Origin of the sequence: Streptomyces sp., from assembly GCF_019510245.1 — a bacterium.
In the GTDB taxonomy this organism is placed as follows: Bacteria; Actinomycetota; Actinomycetes; order Streptomycetales; family Streptomycetaceae; genus Streptomyces.
In genome coordinates this window covers 104,909-124,091 of the sequence record NZ_JAEKKT010000128.1, presented here as the reverse complement: position 1 = coordinate 124,091, position 19,183 = coordinate 104,909, and the positions used below count along the sequence as shown (strand labels likewise).

Here is a 19,183-nt window from a genome sequence, read left to right as displayed (position 1 = left end):
ACCGCTCCTCTCAGAAAAGATCCTTGATGCCGTCGGCAATGCTCTCACCGACGCCGCTACCGATGATGCCTCCCGCAAGGCCGCCGACGACTCCGCCGACCGCGCTGCCGACAGGGCCGAAGGTGAAGCCGATGGCCGCACCGGTCTCGGCTCCGTAGGCCGCACCGGCCAGACCGCCGGCCAGGCCCGCCGCGTCGCGCGTGGCCGTGCTGACCTTCTGGTCGCTCGGCGCCGAGGCCACGTCGTATGCGTCGTACGCCACCGCTGCCCCGAGCATCAGCCTGCCGCCGATCTTCACCCCGCTCTTCAACAGGTCGATGCTGCCCGGTTTCACCCATGGCTCGTCCAGGGGGATGTGCGAGAGGTTGGCGTTGGGGTCGGAGGATCCGAGGAGCGCGTCAGCCTTCTGTCCCACCTGCCCGCTGAACGGGTTGGTGTACTTGAACTTGCCGCTCTGGAAGAGCCGCGCCGAGACGCGGGGCTGGTTGCTGCCCGGCTGCAGACCGGGTGTGGTGCTGGCCTGGAACTTCAGTTGGAGCATCCAGACGAAGGTGCCGTCGGCTTCGGTGTAACCCCACTTCTCGACAGGGCTGTTCGGCTTCTGGGACCACCCCATGGACTTCGCCCAGCCGCGCAGGAAGGCCGCGTTGCGTTCCGAGTTGGAGAGCATCTTGATCAGGTTCGTGCCCGCATGGACACCGGCGACCGTGCCGTTGACGATCACCGACGTCACGTTGCCGCCGCCCGATCCCTGACCGCCGCCGCCACCACCGCCGCCACCGCCGCCATCGCCACCGCCGCCGCACGGGTCGAGCAGGACGTAGGAGCAGCCGCTGGAACCACTGCCGGGGAGGTACGGCGGATCGCCGCGCTCCTGGGGGGTGCAGTACTTGAGGTCGTACTGGCAGGAGTTGGGCCGGGAGCCGACCTCGAGGCCGGTCGGGTCACTGTTGGCGACCGGGTTGTCCGCGGCGTATGCGTAACCACCCAACTCCTGGGGGCTGTTGGCCTCGAAGACCGGGTCGGCGCTGATGAAGCGGCCCAGCGCGGGGTCGTACTTGCGGGCGCCGACATCCGTGTAGCCGGTGCTCGTGTCCTGCGGCTTGCCCAGGAACGAGCGGGTGGGATCGGGCCAACTGGTGCTGTTGGCGCCGGCCCGTGTCTGGCCGAACGGCGTGTACTGCTTGCGCGCGACCTGCTGGGTGGTGACGTCCATGGCCAGGGTCGCGGTGCCGTGGTCGTCGGTGAACAGGTACTTCACTCCGCCGCCCGACAGGCTGGAGCGCACGGCGACGGGCAGGCCGCTGCCGCCGCCGTGGGTGTAGCTGCGGACCGCGCCGAGGACGACGTTGGGGGTGACGGCCGTGTTGACGACGATCTCGGTGTCACCGGCGAACAGGGTGGTCTGGGTCGGGTCGCGCCGGATGAGCTGGTTGCCGTCGGCGTCGTAGAGGTACTTGGTGGCCGTCGGGGCCGTTCCAGTGGTGTCGACCTCGGCCAGGTGGCCCTCGTCGTCCCAGGTCAGGCTCTGGCCGGGGCCGCTCGTGGGGGTGCGGGTGAGGAGGTTGCCCGCGGTGTCGTAGACGAAGTGCGTCGGGGCGGCGCCTCCGGTGGTGTCGGTCAGGGTGTGGGGCTGGGCGCCGGTGGAGTTGCACGCGGCGGTGCAGCCGTTGACGTAGTTGGTCGTGGTGGTCGTGCCGCCGGAGCCCACCGCGTGGTCGATCGTCTGCCGGCGGTCGCCGACGGCGTCGTAGCCGTAGGACTGCCAGTAGGAGCCGGCCGTGGTGGCCAGGGTGCCCGAGGTGGGCGGGTCGGCCTTGCAGTCGTCGGTCGCCGTCCAGGCGGAGGAGAGCCGGTCGAGGGTGTCGTAGTCGAAGCACTGCTGGTCGGTGACGGTGTTACCGGTCTCCGACTGGCGGTCGGTGATGGAGGTCGGGTTTCCGGCGTCGTCGTAGCCGTACGACGTGTCGTCGACGACGGGACCGGGTGCCTGGGTCCGCTCGATGAGACGGTCGGTGACCCGGCGCGTCTGGTCGTCGTAGGAATAGGTCGCCCAGGCCGGGTTGGTGGTGGGGCCGAACGTCAGCCGCGAGGGCTCGCCGTAGTTGGTGTAGACGGAGGCGTCCACGTAGGTGCTGATGCCGCTGCTGGTCTTCGTCGGGTTGCCCAGCGCGTCGCGGGCGTAGGTGATGGTCTCGTTGTTCAGCCCCTGCGCGCGCGGGTCGATCTGCGTCTTCAGCAGCTGGTCGTTGGTGGTGTACGTGTAGGACGTGGTGTACGAGGTCGGCAGCGGCGCCTCCGACGCGGGCAGGGTGATGGTGCTGCCGGTGGGCTTGCCGAGCGTGGTGTAGCCCGTGGTGGCCAGCGTGTAGCCACCGGTCACGCCCGGCACGAACCGGGTCGACGAGGTGGGCTGCCCGATCCGCAGGGTGTCGTACGTCCAGGAGGCGAACTTGAAGTCCGACTTGCCCTTGTCGGTGCCGGCCAGCTTGCGGCCCAGCAGGTCGTAGGTGTAGTCGAGTTCGGCCTGCCTCGCGTCCGTGGTGGAGACGAGGTTCCCGGCGTCGTCGAAGCCGTACTTGCTCGGGCCCGCGTCCGGGTCGGTCTGCGAGGTCTTGCGGCCCAGCATGTCGTAGCCGAACTTCCAGACCGCGTTGTCCGGCCCGGTCACCTGCTCCTGCCGGCCCGCCTTGTCGTAGCCGTAGGTGGTGGCCGAGGCGGTGCCGCCGGTGGCGGTGAAGCCGGTGGCGGCGGACCCGGACACGGTGGGAGCGGCGGTGTACTGGTCCAGCTCGCTGGTCCGGCCGCGGGCGTCGGTGACCTTGGTGGTGGCCACCCCGCCCTTCGGCGGCACGACCGTGGTGCGGTCACCGGTGTAGGCGGTGGTGGTGGCCGCGGTCCGGTGGCCGTCGTGCTCCTCGGTCACCAGACCGGGCCGGCCCTGCCCGTCGTAGTCCGTGGCGGTGGTGTCCGGTATGGACACCTGGGAGATGGAGGCCAGGACGTCGCTGGGGCCGCCGCCGATGTTGTAGGCGTTGTGGGTGAGGACCGTCCAGCCGTGCGAGTCGTACTGGGTGTCGGTCACCGTCGTCGAGCCGTTCTCGGCGGTGTCCTGCGTCTGCAGCTTGCGCAGCATGGCGTCGTACAGCGTCTTGCCGGTCCGGTAGGTGCCGTCGTCCAGCAGCGTGTTCTCGCTGATGACGGAGGGCGCGTTCTGGGCCAGCCGGTAGCTGTAGGTCATGTTCGCCGGCGCGCTGTTGGCCTTGTTCTCGTTGGGCAGCCAGACGGCCGTGAGACGGCCGAGCGCGTCGTAGGTGAGGGAGGTGAGCAGGCCCGCCTCGTCGGTCTTGGCCACCGGCAGTGCCCGGGCGGCGTCCAGGGTCGTGGTGGAGACCTGGCAGTCCTTCGAGCTGGTGCTGTCGGTGGTGCACGCCGCGCCGGGCGTCACCTGGGTGGCGGTCACCGTGCCGGTCGGCAGGGCGCCGCTGCTCGGGCTGAAGGCGGTGGAGACGGTCTGGGCGAGGCTCTTGCCGTCCGGGGACGTGGAGTTGGGAGTACGCGTGACGCTCTTCGCGCGGCCGTAGGAGTCGTAGTCGGTGGCGGTCTCGTCGACGAAGGCCGTTGCGGTGGAGCCGCTCGCGGCCGACGCCTTCTGGACCAGGGTGACGTCACCGTGGTCGGGAAGGGCCGGGTTCTGCCGGCCGTCGCCGTCGTAGCCGAACGCCTTCTTGTCGTACGAGGTACGGGTGTCGGAGATCAGCGTGCCGCTGGGGGTGGCACCGGCGGCCGTGCAGTCCTGCGCGGTGGTGATGGTCTCGGCGGGCAGGACCAGCAGCGGGCTGGTGTCGGACAGGTAGCGGGTGTACGTGCACTGGGCGACGTTGTGGCTGTCGGTGGTCTCGCCCCGGTCGTCGACCTGCACGGGCATGCCGGTGGTGGGCTTGCCGAGGGCGGTGGTGTAGAAGGTGTCCGTCTCGGTCCTGCGCCAGCCGTAGGAGACGGCCTGACGGGTCAGCGTCCTGGCTGTGCGCACCATCCGCGCCGTCAGGTCCGGCAGGCCGCTGCGGTTGCGGGTGGCGGTGGGGCCGATGACCGTCGGTACGGTCACGGCGGCCTTGTCGAGGCTGCCGCCGGCGCCGGTGTAGCTGTCGGTCTCGAAGACCTGCCCGGCCAGCGCGTCGTCGTCCGCGACGTCGACCGTGCCGTCCTGACTGGTCAGGTCGGGCACCGAACGGGTCTTTCCACCGGGCAGCGTGTCGCCGTTCATGCCCAGGAAGTAGTACGTCTTGGCCAGCGTCCGCTGGTCGTGGACCTGGGCGCCGTCGGTGAGGTGGAAGACGTTCGGGTCACCGGTGGTGACGTCCACCTCCGGGTAGCCGCGGAACTGGCCCCAGGTGCGGTTCTTCGCCTTGACGACCTCGTTGTCGTCGTAGTGCCAGCCGGGCTTGCCCTTGTAGACGTAGTCGGTCTCCAGCCTGGGCTGGGAACCGTCCTGGTAGGAGTTGTGCGGGTCCTCGGTCACCACGGAGGTGACCTTGTACTTGTAGAACCAGTCCATCCAGGGTGCCGGCTGTCCCGTCGGGGTCCAGTACACCGGGAAGCAGGACAGGGTGTTCGTCGAGGCGAACGACCTGGCCGCCGTGTCGGTGGGGTCGTCGGGGTCGCTCGCCGGGGCGGTGGAGCAGTCCGGGCGGTCATAGGTGACGGAGGTCTCGGCACCGGTCTCGCTGGTGACCGTCTGGATGCGGTCGTGGTACATCAGCGGCATCTGCGGGATCGTGCCGACCCGGTTGGGCAGTTGCAGCGGCGGGTCGAAGCTGACCGGCGGTGTGGAGGAGCTGCCCGTGGCACCGCCCTGGGTGTCCAGGCCGGTGCGCTGGACGGAGTCCAGCCACAGGGTGGGGGCGTGGTCGCCGCCGTCGGGGAAGGACTGCGTGAAGCTGAACTTGTCGACCTGCTTGGTGGCGCCGCCCACCTGGATCTGGGTGGTGATGGAGGTCAGGCGCTTGCGCGACCAGAAGCTGGGGCTGTGGGTGGTGCAGTCCGCGCCGGAGGTGCAGTTCAGGTCGACGGGGACGTCCGGCCAGTAGGCCGCGTTGGCCGGGGTGAACTGGCTGTCCGCGCAGGTGTTGCCCGACGGGGTGCCGGGGATGCAGCGCTCCGCGGTGCCGAAGAGGATCTGCTCCGGGGCGGTGCCCGAGTAGACGGTCGAGGCGGTCATGCCGTAGTCGATGCGGGACAGGGTGCCGCCGCGGGTGTAGGCGACCGCGGTGTTCTTCAGGTCCGCGCCGTAGTAGCCGGTCTCCGGCGTGTAGTACCAGGCGGTGGCGTTGCTGTGGGTGTCCACCGCGTAGTCCAGGTTGAAGCGGTACCCGAGCGTGCAGGACGTGTCGGCGAAGGTCGTACTGTCCGGGCACGCCGACACGCCGCCGTGCGCGTGGTAGACGGGTTCGCTCCAGACGGACCTGGTCTCGTCCTTGCCGCTGCTCCAGCCCGGCAGGCGGTTGTAGCCGAAGAAATACTGCACACCTCCTTCGGTGACCTTGAAGTACTCGCCGTTGTCGGTGCCGTTCGTGGTGCCCGTCAGGTCCTCGACCTTGATGGAGGCGTCGTCCTGTGCCGGGTGGAACGTCTTGGTGTCGTCGTCGTAGACCAGCTGGGTCGACCTGCCGTTCAGGGACAGGGTGAGGATCTGTCCGGCCCAGCACTGGTCGCCGTCGTTCTTGGGCGCGCCCGAGGACGAGTCGTCGTCGCAGGGCTTGTAGGTGCGTTCGACGTAGCTCTCCGTCGAACTCCACCCGTCGCCCAGCCACGAGGACTGGTTGTTGGTGCCCTCGGTCCGGGCGTCCTGGCTGGAGGAGTCGTACGAGAGACCGACCTGGGGGGTGGCGCCGGCGATCGCGGGAGGCACGGTGACGGGGTAGCTGTAGGTGAACGCGCCGGTGTTCCCCGACGTCGACCACGTACCCGCGGGAGACAGGCTGGTCGCCGAGTAGTCGCCCGCCGGGCCAGAGGAGCCCGCTGCCGCCGCCATGACCACCATGGCGGCGGGCGACGCAGCGGCCGTACGGGCATGCGCGGTGCCGGCGGATGCCGTGCCCGGCACGGTGACCTGCCCGGAAAGGGGCGCCCCCGGCGCGGTGCGCACCGCCGTCTGCGCCTGGCACTCGGCCCGCTTCGGCGTGGTCAACGCGCACGCGGGGAGCTGCACGAGGTGCAGACGGGTCGCGAAGTCACCGCCGAAGGCGTAACGGAAGGAGGAGTCGTCGACCCGCAGTGCGACCTTTCCGGCGCCCGGGCTGGTGCGCCGTAGCGTGAAGAGCACACCGTGCACACCGGCGGCGCGGGCGGCCTTCTGGTCCAGCACGGTCACGCGGACGCGCTGCGCCCCGGTGACGGCGCTCGCCGCGCGCCGTGCGCCTGCCGCCGGGCCGAGCAGGACGGGTGTGCCGCCGGCCCGCTTCTGCGTCGCCCTGACGGTCAGGTGCCCTGCGGCAGGGGCGACGGGAAGGGTGACCTCGGCGCTGCCCGGCAGGGGGAGCTTCGCGTGGGCGGCGGGGTCGAAGTGCTTGAACCCCTGGTGCGGGGCGGTGTGCCGGGGCTTCGCGTGGGTGAAGGGGATCCGCTTGTCGTGCGGGGCGGCCGGGGCCGCCACATGGCGCTTCGTCTGCGCCGCCTCGGCCATACCGGCGGGAAGGAGTCCCGACAGAACCATGGCGCCGACCGTCACGAAGACCATACGCCGAAATCTTCGGGTGCGTGAGCCCCACCGGGCCCGACTCCACCCCGTTGTGCGCGCCATAGTGCGCGACCCCCTCCTTGAGCAGGAGCACACAGGCCGCCCGACGGGCGTCTGAGTGCACGTCAAACGGGGGCACACAAAGATCGCTTCCCCGTGAGCGTCACGCTAGGTCCTCACAGGCCCTTCACAGGTAAAGAATTTCCTGTGAAATACCCAAGGGGAAACACAAGTTGATCCCCAAGTCTGCACCTATAGATCAAAAACGGACCAACTTCGGTCTACGTTCGGTCATTTGGCAATGGACCCTTCTCGTTCCCGGACCTCAGAATGCACAGCGGCGCGGACCCACGGGGGACCGCAAGAGACCAGCGAAGGATCCCAGCCTGCATGTCCGCATTTCGTACACGCATACGCACATCCAGACGTCCCGCCTCCAGACCCGTCGCCGCGGCCGTCGTCGCGGCCCTGGCCGCCGCGTCCCTGTCGGCGACGGTGCCGGCCGACGCGGCGCCCACCGGATCACCTCACGCGGCATCCCACCGCGACCGGCACCCGCACTCCGCCGCCAGACGGCTCAACGCGACCGAGTCGGCGTCCGCACGGGCGAAGGCAACCGGTAAACCGGTGACCATCGACCAGCTCACCGACACCGGGACCACGGTGGTGGCCAACCCGAACGGCACGTTCACCCGCACCGACTCCTCGATGCCGCAGCGCACCCGCCGGCGCGGCAAGTGGGTGCCGATCGACACCACGCTGGAGAGGCGGGCGGACGGCACCTGGGCGCCCAAGGCCGCCGTCACCGACGTGGCCTTCTCCGACGGCGGTCCCGGCGCGCTGGTCACGCTGCGCGACGGCAGCGACAGACTGGGCTTCTCCTGGCCCGGCACGCTGCCCAGGCCCGTGATATCCGGTGACACCGCGACCTACCCCGAGGTGCTGCCGCAGGTCGACCTCCAGTTGACCGCGGACGCCTCCGGCTACTCCTCGATCCTGGTCATCAAGTCCCCCAAGGCCGCGGCCGATCCGCGCCTGGACAGCCTCGCCCTGAACACCACGTCGGCGGGTCTGAAGCTGGCCCCCACCCGCGACGACGGCGCGCAGGCCACCGACAGGCACACCGGCAGGACGGTGTTCCACAGCGACACCGCGCTGATGTGGGACAGCGCCGGCCCGCCGGCCGGCGACAAGGCCGTGGCCCGCGTAGCGTCCGCCTCCTCGGCGGGGGCCGAGCACAAGGCCGCGGCCAAGGTCGGCAAACACCGTTCGCGGGTCCGTGTCACCCTCAAGTCGGGCAGGCAACTGCTCGGCCTGGACAAGAAGTTGCTGTCCGCCAAGAGCACCGCGTACCCGGTCTACGTGGACCCGGAGTGGAGCGGCAGACCCTCCCAGCTGGACTGGGCGCGGATCTCCGACAACGGCTGGAACGTCTACAACTCGACGTCCACCTCGGGCTCCACGAACGCCCGCGAGGGCTGGGACAACAACACCCCGGGCAACGGTGAACGGGCGCGCACCTACTACCAGATGAACACCAGCGGCATCAAAGGCGCCGTGGTCAGTCACGCTTCGCTCTACGTGAAGCAGCTTTCCGCCGCCTCCTGCGCCGACACCCCGGCCGCCGTCTACGGCACCGACCGCCCCGCCGGCTGGGGCTCCTCCTCTCTGTACTGGGGTCACGAGCCCGGCGGCCGCACCGGCTCGCTCGGCACCAACCCCAAGAGCCACGAGGCCGGCACCTGTCCCGTCACGGACGGCGCCAACTCCTGGGTCAGCCCGCCGTCGCTGGAGTTCGACGTGACTTCGCGGGCGCAGAGCGCGGCCGCCGGCAGCTGGGCCAGCATGACGCTGATGGTCCAGTCGCCCGACATGAACGACGCCCAGCAGTGGAAGCAGCTCGCCTACGGAGGCGGCGCGACCATGTCGGTCACCTACAGCTACCGGCCCAGGCTCAAGAACGGCACCGGCACCCCCGCCATCAAGCCGTCCAGCGTGAACATGGGCAAGACGATGACCACCACCCACACGCCGACGCTGTCCGCGCGCGCGGTCGACCCGGACCTGGCGGGCGGCTGCGAGCTGGTGCGCATGGAGTACAACGTCTACAACTCCTCCGGCACCCTGATCCACCAGGGCTTCGGCCCCAGCACGGACTCGAAGAAGCGCGCCCGGTACAACACCAACGGCAGCGACTGGACCACTCCGAGCCTGCCGGACGGCAACTACACCTGGAAGGCAACCGCGCAGAACGCGGCTGGGTACTGGGCCGGCACCGGCTCGGGCATCTGGACCAAGACGCAGAGCTTCACGGTCGACACCAGCGCCCCACCGGCCCCGACAGTGACATCCAGTCAGTTCCCGGCCAAGCAGATCGGTGCAGCGTTCGGCGACAAGGGCACCTTCACGCTCAGCAACAACCACACCAACAACATCACCGGCTACCTGTTCGCGCTGGACGCCACGCTCGGCAACACGGTCTACAGCAGCAGCGTCACCCACTGGACCACCAGCACGACGATCGTGCCGGGCCACGTCTACTACGGAACGTCGGACAACGGCCCCGGCACCGGCACCTCGGTCCTCAACGGCAGCGCCTCCCCCGCCTTCGCCCCCGCCAAGGCAGGACCGCACACGCTGTACGCCAAGTCCGTGGACCAGGCGGGCTCGACGTCCATCTCCGAGACGAAGTACGCCTTCTACGCCGGTACCAGCACCCCGACGTACGCCTACGGCGACAAGATGATCGCCGGCTGGACGGCGACCAACACCGACGGCACGACCACCTCCGTGCCCAAGGCCACCACCACATCCAAGGGCGGTCAGCTGATCAGCCAGGCCGCCGGCAGCGGCTACGAGTTCGCCGACGGCTACCAGGCCATGCTCGCCAACAAGAGCACCACCTCGAAGGTGGTCAGCGGCGACAGCGCGACGTTCAGCTTCGACATCCCCAAGGACGGTCCCTGGAGCTTCGGGGGCAACCTGACCAAGGCCAAGGACTACGGCATCTACAACCTGGTCCTGGACGCGGGCAAGCCCACCCAGGCCACCCTGCTCAGCGGCCTCGACGCCTACAACTCGTACACCACCACCCGGTTCGTCAACCTGGGCATCCCCAAGGACGCGAGCGGTCAGCTGCTCACTCTCAAGCAGGGCGTGCACACCCTGACCCTCACCCTGACCGGCAAGAACCCCAGCTCGACGGGATACCAGGCGGGCCTCGACGTTCTGCGGCTGGCGCCGGCACTGACCTGCGCGATCAACGCCACGAGCAGCTGCCTGAACAACACCGCCACCAGTACCTTCACCACCACGACCAGCCCGGCCGACGCCGACGGCTCGGGGAACAGCATCAACTCCGCCGACCTGACCGGCACTTCGGGCTGGCAGAGCGGCAAGTCGGTGACCGTCGGCGGCGCGACCGTCACACTGCCCAAGTTCGGCACCGGCACCTACGACAACATGCTGGCCTCCGGCCAGACCGTCACCGTTCCCGGCAGCGGCGTGACGAACACGGGTGGCGCCGTGGTCTTCCTCGGCTTCGCCACCGGAGGCGCGGCCAAGGGCGCCACCGGCAGCATCACCTACGCGAAGAACAACTGCCTGGACCCGAACGGCGACCCGGCCGACCAGTCCTACACACTGGACACGGTGCCCGACTGGCTCAGCGGCCCCGCCTCGTCCGCCTCGGTGACCCTGGTCCACCAGAACCACAGCAACAACACCCAGACCAGCCCCAGTCCCGGGCCGAAGATCTACGCCATCAGCGTCCCGCTGGCCTGCCCAGGCTCGGTCATCAGCAGCATCTCCCTCCCGCTGTTCACCAATGGTGTCCAGGCCGGCCAGCCCACCCTGCACATCCTGGGCATGGGTGTGCGCCCGCTGACGACCACCGGGAGCGGAACCGGCGCCCAGCACTGGGTCGGCACCTGGTCCTCCGTCCAGGACACCGCCAAGGTGACACAGTCCGGCGGCACCACCGCCACCGTCAACGGGCAGACCCTGCGCGTCCCGGCCCACGTCAGCATCGGCACCGATGACGGCAACGGCGTCCGCCTCCACCTGTCCAACGCCATGGGCACCGCACCCGTGACCTTCGACGCGGCCTCCGTGGCTCCGCAGGACGGCACCGCGGGTGGCGCCACGGCAGCCTCGGCGCCGACGCCGTTGACCTTCAACGGCGCCGCCTCCGTCACCGTCCCGGCCGGCGGCGACGTCACCAGCGACCCGGTGACCCTGCACGTCGACCAGCAAGCGACCGTACTGGTCAGCCTGCAGGTGCACGGCTCGGTGGCGGCCATGCCGGGCCACGCGGCGGCCCAGACCCCGGTCTGGGTGAGCGACGCGGCCAACCGCACCGGCGACACCGCTGCCACCAAGTACACGCAGACCACGTACACCGGCCTGCCCTACCTGACCGGCATCGACGTGACCACGCCCACCACCGCACCCACCGGCTCCCTGGTCCTCTACGGCGACCAGAGCGTCAACGGCGACACCGCGAGCGGCGACGGCCGGCACCACCTCAGCGACGCCATCACAGGCGCCATCGTCGACGATCCCAACGGTGAAGGCACCGTGGACTACGGCGTGCTGAACGCCGGTACCAACAGCAACAGCCTGAACAACAACCTGCTGCCACAGATCACCAACAGCGACACCCCGACCAACGCGCTCAACCCGCTGGACCGCAACGTCCTGGCGCAGGGCAACGTGCGCACCGTCCTCGTCTCCACCGGCGCCAGTGACCTTCTCAACTGCACGAGTGATGCCAACACCTGCGCCACGAAGGTCGAGAACGGCCTGGCCGCCCTCAACAGCCAGCTGAGTTCGTACTACACCGACGACGGACAGGCCTACATAAACGGGCAGCCGGTCACCCAGAACTCCAACCTCACCGTCTACCTGACCACCATCCCGCCGTTCACCGCGGCCCACCCGGGCACGGCCGCCCAGGAGTCCGCCCGGGAGGCGGTGAACCAGTACCTGCTCGACAACTTCCCGAGCCAGGTCATCGACTTCGCCGCGGCGGTCTCCACGGACGGCACGGCCACCTCGTCGACCGTGAAGGCGGCGGACCTCTCCAGCGGCAACCCGTCGAACACGTACTACGACGACCTCGCCGCCCGCTACCTCAACGACACCAACACCCAGGTCGTCGGCATCGCGCCGAACCTGATCGTCCCGGAGGCCACCGGCGGCGACACACCCGACAACGAGTGGGAGATGGCCGCCGACGGCACCGACGCACGCGGGGACAACCCGTTCACCGCGGTCGGCGGGGCGACCTTCGGCTCGACCGGACCCAACGCCGTCAACGCGCCGGCCACCGCCACCTCCTTCGACGGGAGCGGCGGCTTCCTGGAGAGCGACCACACCGCCGTCGACACCTCCGCCGACTACACCGTCTCCGCCTGGGTGAAGCTCGACTCCACGGACAATCCGGCCACGGCCATCTGTGAGGGAACCAGCCAGCACCAGGCGTTCTACATCGGCTACGACCGGGGCAACAAGGGCTGGATGTTCCAGACCACGACCACCAACGACGACAACGCCGACTTCCCCACCGCGGAAGGAGACACCAACACCGGGGCCGTGGGCACCTGGACCCACCTCCTGGTCACCTACACCGCACCCGTGGACGGCGACGACAGCAGCGGCGTCATGTCCATCTACCAGAACGGCACCCTGATGGGGACCGCCACCAACCTCACCCCGCAGTACGACTCGTCGATGCCCCTGACCGTCGGCGGCTGCATCAACGACCCCGCCGCGACCTCGCCGTACAACGCCTTCCCGGGCTCCGTCTCGGACGTGCAGGTCTACCCGTACGCCATGCCGGCGAGCCAGGCCGACGCGGCCAGCGTGATCGTCCCGGCGGGCTGGGACAACGGCATGCCCGAGGACGAGTGGAAGCTCGGATCGAACGGCGCCGACACCGCATCCCTCAATCCCGTCACCGCCACCGGCAGCGCCGCCTACGGCAGCGACGCGCCGAGCGGACTGTCCGGCAGCGTCGCCTTCGACGGCAGCACCGGCTTCCTCAAGAGCAGGCAGAGCGCGGTCAACACCCTCGGCGACTACACCGTCTCCGCCTGGGTGAAGATCAACTCAGCACTCGGCACCACCGCCGTCTGCCAGGGCACCACCCAGCACCAGGCCTTCTACCTCTCGTACGACAAGGCAAGCAGCGCCTGGATGTTCCAGACGACCACCACCAACGACGAGAACTCCGACTTCCCCACTGCGGAGGGAGACAACAACTCTGCACCGGTCGGCACGTGGACGCATCTCGTCGCCGCCTTCCGGGCACCGGTCCCGGGGCAGTCCACCACCGGCAACATGGCCCTCTACCAGAACGGCACCCTGATGGGCACGGCCACCAACCTCAGCCCCCAGTACGACTCCTCCCTGCCCCTGACCGTCGGCGGCTGCGTCAACAGCGCCTCCGCCACAACCCCGTACCTTGCCTTCCCCGGCTCCGTCGCCGACGTCCACGTCTACCCGAGGACACTCTCGGCGACCGAGGTCAGCAACCTGCACTGACCGCGTAATGCGCCTCGGGCCCCGCCACTCCCGGCCAGGAGCGGCGGGGCCCGCCCACGTTTCGGACGTCCCGGTCGCCTCGCCCACCCGCGGGAAGATCCGATTCCGCCCGTCATGCCCTCAGGGCCGGTCGGCACCGGCCGTCACGCGTCCCCGTAGGCCTCCCCGCCCAGTTCGAGGGTCGCGGTGCCCGCCGTGGCGTCGGCGAGCCAGGCGCGGAAGGTGTCCACGTCGGCGTCCGGCAGGCCGATCTCGATGGTGACGGCCTCGCCGTAGCGGACGTCGCGGACCTCGCGGCCGGTGGCGCGCAGGTCGTTCTGGACCTTGCCGGCCCGCTGGTGGTCGACGGTCACCGTGGCCAGCCGGAAACGGCGCCGGGTAAGGGTGCCGAGGGTGTCGAGGGCCTCGCCGACCGCACCGCCGTAGGCGCGGATGAGGCCGCCGGCGCCGAGTTTGACCCCGCCGTAGTAGCGGGTGACGACGGCGACGACGTACCGCATGTCGCGCCGGAGCAGCATCTGGAGCATGGGGACACCGGCGGTGCCGCCCGGTTCGCCGTCGTCGCTCGCCCGCTGGGTGGCGGCGTCGGCGCCGATGACGTAGGCCCAGCAGTTGTGGGTGGCGTCGGCGTGCTCCCTGCGGACCGCCGCGACGAAGTCCTGCGCCTCCTGCTCGGTGGCCGCCGGGGCGAGGGCGCACAGGAAGCGGGAGCGGTTGACCTCGGTCTCGTGGGTGCCCGCGCGGGCCACTGTGCGGTACTCGTCCTGCATCCGCCCAGCCTATGCGGACAGGTGCGCCGCTCCTTCCCTACTTCTCCTTGCGTCCCCGGGCCACCATCACCTCTGTCAGCAGGGCCGTTCCCGGGGCGAGCGAGGCCCACCTCGTGCCGTGCCAGGCCAGGACCGCGATCGCGGACGTCGGGAACTTCTCGCGCACCTGCTCCAGGGTGTCGCCGAGACCGTCGCCGGCGAGGTCGAGGACGAGTTCCTCCAGGCCGGGGTTGTGCCCGACCAGCAACAGCGTCTCCACCTCGGCCGGCACCTCGTGGACGACCGCCAGCAGGTCGGGTACGTCGGCCGCGTAGACCCGCCCGTCGTAGCGGACCGGCGGCGGTGTGCCCCACTGGCCGGAGGCCAGTTCCCAGGTCTGCCGGGCGCGTACCGCGGTGGAGCACACCGCGAGGTCGGGCAGGCAGTCGGACTCAGCGAGGGCACGGCCGGCCGCGGGGGCGTCGCGGCGGCCGCGGTCCGCGAGCGGGCGCAGCCGGTCCGGGACGCCCTCGGGCCGGGCCGACTTGGCGTGCCGGAGCACGACCAGGCGGCGCAGCGGGCCCGCGCCCGCCCGGGTGATCACGACGCCCGTCCGAGGTCGCGGGTGAGGTCGAGGGCGAGCAGCCGGTCGGCGTAGGCGCAGGTCTCGAAGCGGGCGCCGTCGGGGATCTCGGGCTGGTTCTCCATCCAGCGCAGCACGGCGAGCACCCCGGGCACGTCGAGGTCGTCCTCCCAGGCGTCCCGGAGCCGTCCCCGCACCTTCTCGGGCACCGGCCGCGAGGGGCTGCGCGCCCAGTGCGCCACCGACTGCCGCAGCCTGCCGAGCCGCCGCCCGGCCGCGTCGAGGGCGCCGGCGCCGAGGTGGACGGCGGTGCCGCGCGGGGCGTCGAGGAGGGCGAGCCGCAGTGCGGCGGGGTCGGCGAGCCTGCCCAGGACACCGGCGTCGGGACCGTCCGCGGGGGCGACCGCGACGGTCAGGCCGGCCCCGGTGGCGGGCAGGGTGCCGCCCGTGGCCGTCACGTGGACGACCTGCACCTCGCCCAGTCCCGCGGCGAGGTCGCGGCCGTCCTCGAAGGGGCGGATGCCGAGGGCGGTGGCGGCGGCGTGCAGCTCGACCTGGTGGCGGTGGGCGATGAGCAGGGGCAGGACCGGGGTGCCGCCGAGTTCCAGGGCGCGCAGGAGGAGGTCGGTGGTGAGCAGGACCCGCAGCGCCGTCAGGTCATGGCCCGAGGCGTGGGCCTCGACCCGGGTCAGGGCACGGCGGGCGGCAACGGCGGGGACGGTCTCACCGGACTTGGCGTCGAGAATGCGCAGCACGGGCTGAGCGTAGGCGTGCGGCGGGCCGCCCGCAGGCACCTTGCGCCGATTCAGGTCACCGTGGCGGGACATGCGGGACATGCGACACCCTCTGCCGCGCCCATGGCCCCGGCGGTAGGGCGCGGACCGGCTCCGGGCCGGGGAATCAGGGTCCGGCGGCCGCTGTTGCCCACGGCGGATGATCCCCGAGCCGAGGAGGCCGACGGTGTACGGAGACGAAGCGACGGTCCGCAGGATTCTTACCGGGACGGGTGACACCTGGGCGGTGGTCGGTCTGTCATCCAACCGGGGACGGGCCGCGTACGGGGTGGCCCAGGTGCTGCAGCGGTTCGGCAAGCGGATCGTGCCGGTCCACCCCAAGGCGGAGACGGTGCACGGCGAGAGGGGCTACGCGTCGCTCGCGGAGATCCCCTTCGAGGTCGACGTCGTCGACGTCTTCGTCAACAGCGAGCTGGCCGGGGCGGTCGCGGACGAGGCGCTGGCGAAGGGCGCGAAGGCGGTGTGGTTCCAGCTCGGGGTGGTCGACGAGGGGGCGTACGAGCGGGTGCGGGCCGCCGGTCTGGACATGGTCATGGACCGCTGCCCGGCCATCGAAATTCCTCGCCTGGGCCGGAACTGAGCCGGATTTGAGGAAGATCTGAGCTTGCCTGTCTTACCTTCTTCGCACTCAACCGAACTGAATACGGACATTCTGTGACCCTTGCTGACCTGTGTAAAAGCTTTGGCCAAGACAGGAAAGATCGAGGGTCAAATCTTTGGCAACAGTCTTCTCCGCTTGCGGCATGCCCCCTTAACTTGTGCCCTCTTGCTCGTTAAATCTGCGTTCAGAAACTGAGAGGCCACTTGACATGGTGAGTGTCGAGAAAGCCGCGACGGAGGACATCACACCTTCGGGCGGTCTGAGGCGGGACGTCGGCCTGATCGGCCTGATGTGGGCCTCTGTGGGTTCGATCATCGGCTCCGGATGGTTGTACGGCGCGCACGACGCCGTCATCCAGGCCGGCCCCTCGGCGATCATCTCGTGGGTGATCGGCGCGGTCGCGATCGTGCTCCTGGCACTGGTGCACGCCGAGCTCGGCGGCATGTTCCCGGTGGCGGGCGGTACGGCCCGCTACCCGCACTACGCGTTCGGCGGCCTGGCCGGCATGTCCTTCGGCTGGTTCTCCTGGCTGCAGGCGGCGACGGTGGCGCCGATCGAGGTCGAGGCCATGATCGGCTACGCCGGTCACTGGTCGTGGGCCCAGCACTTCCAGCACGCCGACAAGACCCTGACGACCAGCGGTCTGCTGGTGGCGATCGTGCTGATGGCGGTCTTCGTCGGCGTGAACTTCTTCGGTGTCCGGGTGCTGGCGCACACCAACAGCGCCGCGACCTGGTGGAAGATCGCCGTTCCGCTGGGCGCGATCTTCATCATGGCCGCGACCCACTTCCACCCGGCCAACTTCCACTCCGAGGGCTTCGCGCCGTTCGGCGCCAAGGGCGTGCTGGCCGCGATCAGCACCAGCGGGATCATCTTCGCGCTGCTCGGCTTCGAACAGGCCATCCAGCTGGCCGGGGAGAGCCGCAACCCGAAGAAGGACCTGCCGCGCGCCACACTCGGCTCGGTCGCGATCGGCGCCGTCATCTACGTCCTGCTCCAGGTCGTGTTCATTGCCGCGCTGCCGCACAGCTCCTTCGCGCACGGCTGGGCCCACCTCGCGTACAAGGGTGACAGCGGCCCGTGGGCCGGCCTCGCGACCCTGGTGGGCCTCGGCTGGCTGGCTGTCGTCCTGTATCTCGACGCGATCATCTCCCCCGGCGGCACCGGCCTGATTTACACCACCGCCACCTCACGCGTCTCCTACGGCCTGGCGAAGAACGGCTACGCGCCGAAAATCTTCACCAAGACCGACGCGCGTGGTGTGCCGTGGTTCGGCCTCGTCATGTCCTTCGTGACCGGTGTGATCTGCTTCCTGCCGTTCCCCAGCTGGCACCAGCTGGTCGGCTTCATCACCTCCGCCAGCGTACTGATGTACGCGGGCGCCCCGCTGGCCTACGGCGTCTTCGCCGACAAGCTGCCGGGTCACGAGCGCCCGTACCGGCTGCCCGCTGGAAAGCTGGTCTCGCCGCTGGCGTTCGTGGTCGCCAACCTGATCATCTACTGGTCCGGCTGGGGCACCCTGTGGCGGCTCGGCCTCGCGATCGTGCTCGGCTACCTGCTGCTCGGCGGCTACGCCTGGTACGCCCACAACAAGAACCTGCCGGACGCGCCCCGGCTGGACTTCAAGGCCGCGCAGTGGCTCCCCGTCTATCTCATCGGCATGGGACTGATCTCCTGGCAGGGCAGCTTCGGCGGCCAGAACCACATTGCGCTGTGGTGGGACATCCTGGTCATCGCCGCCTTCTCGATCGGCATCTACTACTGGGCCAAGGCGACCGCCTCCACGGCCGAGGACATCGAGCGGAGCATCGACGAGGTCGTGGTCACGGACGCGCCCGCGCACTGACCCCTCCTCCTCACCCGCGTCCCGTCAGCCACGGTGGCACTGCCGTGGCTGACGGGACACCGTCATAATGCAGGGGTGACTCACCCCTCCCCCCACCGCAACTCCCCTTCCGAAGAACGCCGTACGGTCGTCGTCGTGGGCGCCGGGCCCGCCGGGCTGACCGTCGGGAACATCCTGCGGGCCGCCGACGTCGACTGCGTGGTCCTGGAGACCGAGAGCAGACAGTTCATCGAGACCAGGCCGCGGGCCGGGGTCATCGAGGAGTGGGCGGTGCACGGGCTCCGGGAACGCGGCCTGGGCGACGGTCTGGTGGCCCGGGCGCAGGTGCACAGCGAGTGCGAGTTCCGGTTCGGCGGCGACCGGTTCCGGTTCGACTACGGCGAGCTGACGGACCGGCACCACTACGTCTATCCGCAGCCGTTGCTGGTGACGGACCTGGTGCGGGAGTACGCCGACGTGCGCGGCGGGGACATCAGGTTCGGGGTGCGCGACGTCGCGCTGCACGAACTGGAGACGGACCGGGCCGCCGTGTCGTACCTCGACCCGGCGACCGGTGAACGGCACCTCCTGCGCTGCGAGTTCGTGGCGGGCTGCGACGGCGCGCGCGGCGCGACCCGGGACGCGATACCGCGGGGGCGGGTACAGGTGGCCCGGCAGGACTACGGGATAGCGTGGCTCGCGCTGCTCGCCGAGGCGCCGCCGTCCTCGGACTGCGTGGTGTTCGGCGTCCACCCGAACGGTTTCGCCGGGCACATGGCGCGCAGCCCCGAGGTCACCCGCTACTACCTGCAGTGCCCGCCGGGCGACGATCCGGGGAACTGGTCCCACGACCGGGTCTGGGACGAACTGCGCGAGCGGCTCGGCGCGGCCGGGGCGCCGCCGCTCACCGAGGGGCCGCTGATCGAGAAGCGCGTGCTGGACATGCACGACTACGTGGTGGAACCCATGACGTTCGGCCGCCTCTTCCTGGCCGGTGACGCCGGGCACCTCACCGCGCCGATCGCCGCCAAGGGCATGAACCTCGCCCTGCACGACGCCTTCCTGCTGGGCGACGCACTCGCCGCACACGTCACCAAGGGCGACGACAGCGGTCTGGAAGGCTACTCCCACGCCTGTCTGCGCCGGGTCTGGGACTACCAGGAGTTCTCGCAGTTCCTGTCCGGCATCTACCACGGCACGGCCTCCGGCGATCCGTTCCTCGCGGGCACCAGCCTGGCCCGGCTGCGCAGGCTGTTCACCTCGCGTGCGGCGGCGACGGCCTTCGCCGAGCAGTACCTCGGCTCGGCGGCCTCCTTCTGAGCACTACGCGGAGACGACCGCCCGGT

8 protein-coding genes are annotated in these 19,183 nt (G+C 70.1%); 4 read left to right on the top strand and 4 right to left on the bottom strand.

Going from position 1 to position 19,183, the window contains the following annotated elements:
• Positions 1–10 precede the first annotated feature (10 nt).
• On the bottom strand, positions 11–6,739 hold the full coding sequence (locus JF597_RS16095) for an RHS repeat-associated core domain-containing protein (RefSeq protein WP_293994806.1): 6,729 nt from the start codon (positions 6,737–6,739) through the stop codon (positions 11–13).
• A gap of 390 nt (positions 6,740–7,129) precedes the next feature.
• Here JF597_RS16095 and JF597_RS16090 point away from each other — a divergent pair, with 390 nt between their 5' ends.
• A complete protein-coding gene (locus JF597_RS16090; protein WP_293994804.1) occupies positions 7,130–13,285 on the top strand; it encodes a LamG-like jellyroll fold domain-containing protein in 6,156 nt (2,051 codons plus the stop codon).
• 143 nt (positions 13,286–13,428) lie between these two features.
• On the opposite strand, the gene JF597_RS16085 is transcribed toward JF597_RS16090, so the two are convergent.
• The 3 genes from JF597_RS16085 to JF597_RS16075 are packed head-to-tail and all read right to left on the bottom strand — an operon-like array spanning position 13,429 to position 15,372.
• Positions 13,429–14,055, bottom strand: a complete 627-nt coding sequence (locus tag JF597_RS16085) for a YigZ family protein (RefSeq protein ID WP_293994802.1) — start codon at positions 14,053–14,055, stop codon at positions 13,429–13,431.
• 37 nt (positions 14,056–14,092) lie between these two features.
• Complete coding sequence (locus JF597_RS16080) at positions 14,093–14,638, bottom strand: histidine phosphatase family protein (RefSeq protein ID WP_293994800.1); 546 nt, start codon at positions 14,636–14,638, stop codon at positions 14,093–14,095.
• Positions 14,635–15,372, bottom strand: coding sequence for a hypothetical protein (locus JF597_RS16075; protein ID WP_293994798.1), 738 nt, complete (start codon positions 15,370–15,372; stop codon positions 14,635–14,637). The genes JF597_RS16080 and JF597_RS16075 overlap by 4 nt, the downstream gene beginning before the upstream one ends.
• Positions 15,373–15,577: 205 nt before the next feature.
• On the opposite strand from JF597_RS16075, the gene JF597_RS16070 reads away from it, so the two are divergent.
• The 3 genes from JF597_RS16070 (at position 15,578) to JF597_RS16060 (ending at position 19,157) form a co-directional block, all read left to right on the top strand.
• Complete coding sequence (locus tag JF597_RS16070) at positions 15,578–15,991, top strand: CoA-binding protein (protein ID WP_293994796.1); 414 nt, start codon at positions 15,578–15,580, stop codon at positions 15,989–15,991.
• Between the two features lie 229 nt (positions 15,992–16,220).
• Positions 16,221–17,858, top strand: coding sequence for an APC family permease (locus JF597_RS16065; RefSeq protein ID WP_293994794.1), 1,638 nt, complete (start codon positions 16,221–16,223; stop codon positions 17,856–17,858).
• A gap of 75 nt (positions 17,859–17,933) precedes the next feature.
• A complete protein-coding gene (locus JF597_RS16060; RefSeq protein WP_293994791.1) occupies positions 17,934–19,157 on the top strand; it encodes a 4-hydroxybenzoate 3-monooxygenase in 1,224 nt (407 codons plus the stop codon).
• Positions 19,158–19,183: the final 26 nt, after the last annotated feature.

What these genes read in the sequence shown, in the direction of transcription:
- JF597_RS16095 (WP_293994806.1), bottom strand. Translation starts at nt 6,739, where the DNA reads ATGGTCTTCGTGACGGTCGGCGCCATGGTTCTGTCGGGACTCCTTCCC.
- JF597_RS16090 (WP_293994804.1), top strand. Translation starts at nt 7,130, where the DNA reads ATGTCCGCATTTCGTACACGCATACGCACATCCAGACGTCCCGCCTCC.
- JF597_RS16085 (WP_293994802.1), bottom strand. Translation starts at nt 14,055, where the DNA reads ATGCAGGACGAGTACCGCACAGTGGCCCGCGCGGGCACCCACGAGACC.
- JF597_RS16065 (WP_293994794.1), top strand. Translation starts at nt 16,221, where the DNA reads ATGGTGAGTGTCGAGAAAGCCGCGACGGAGGACATCACACCTTCGGGC.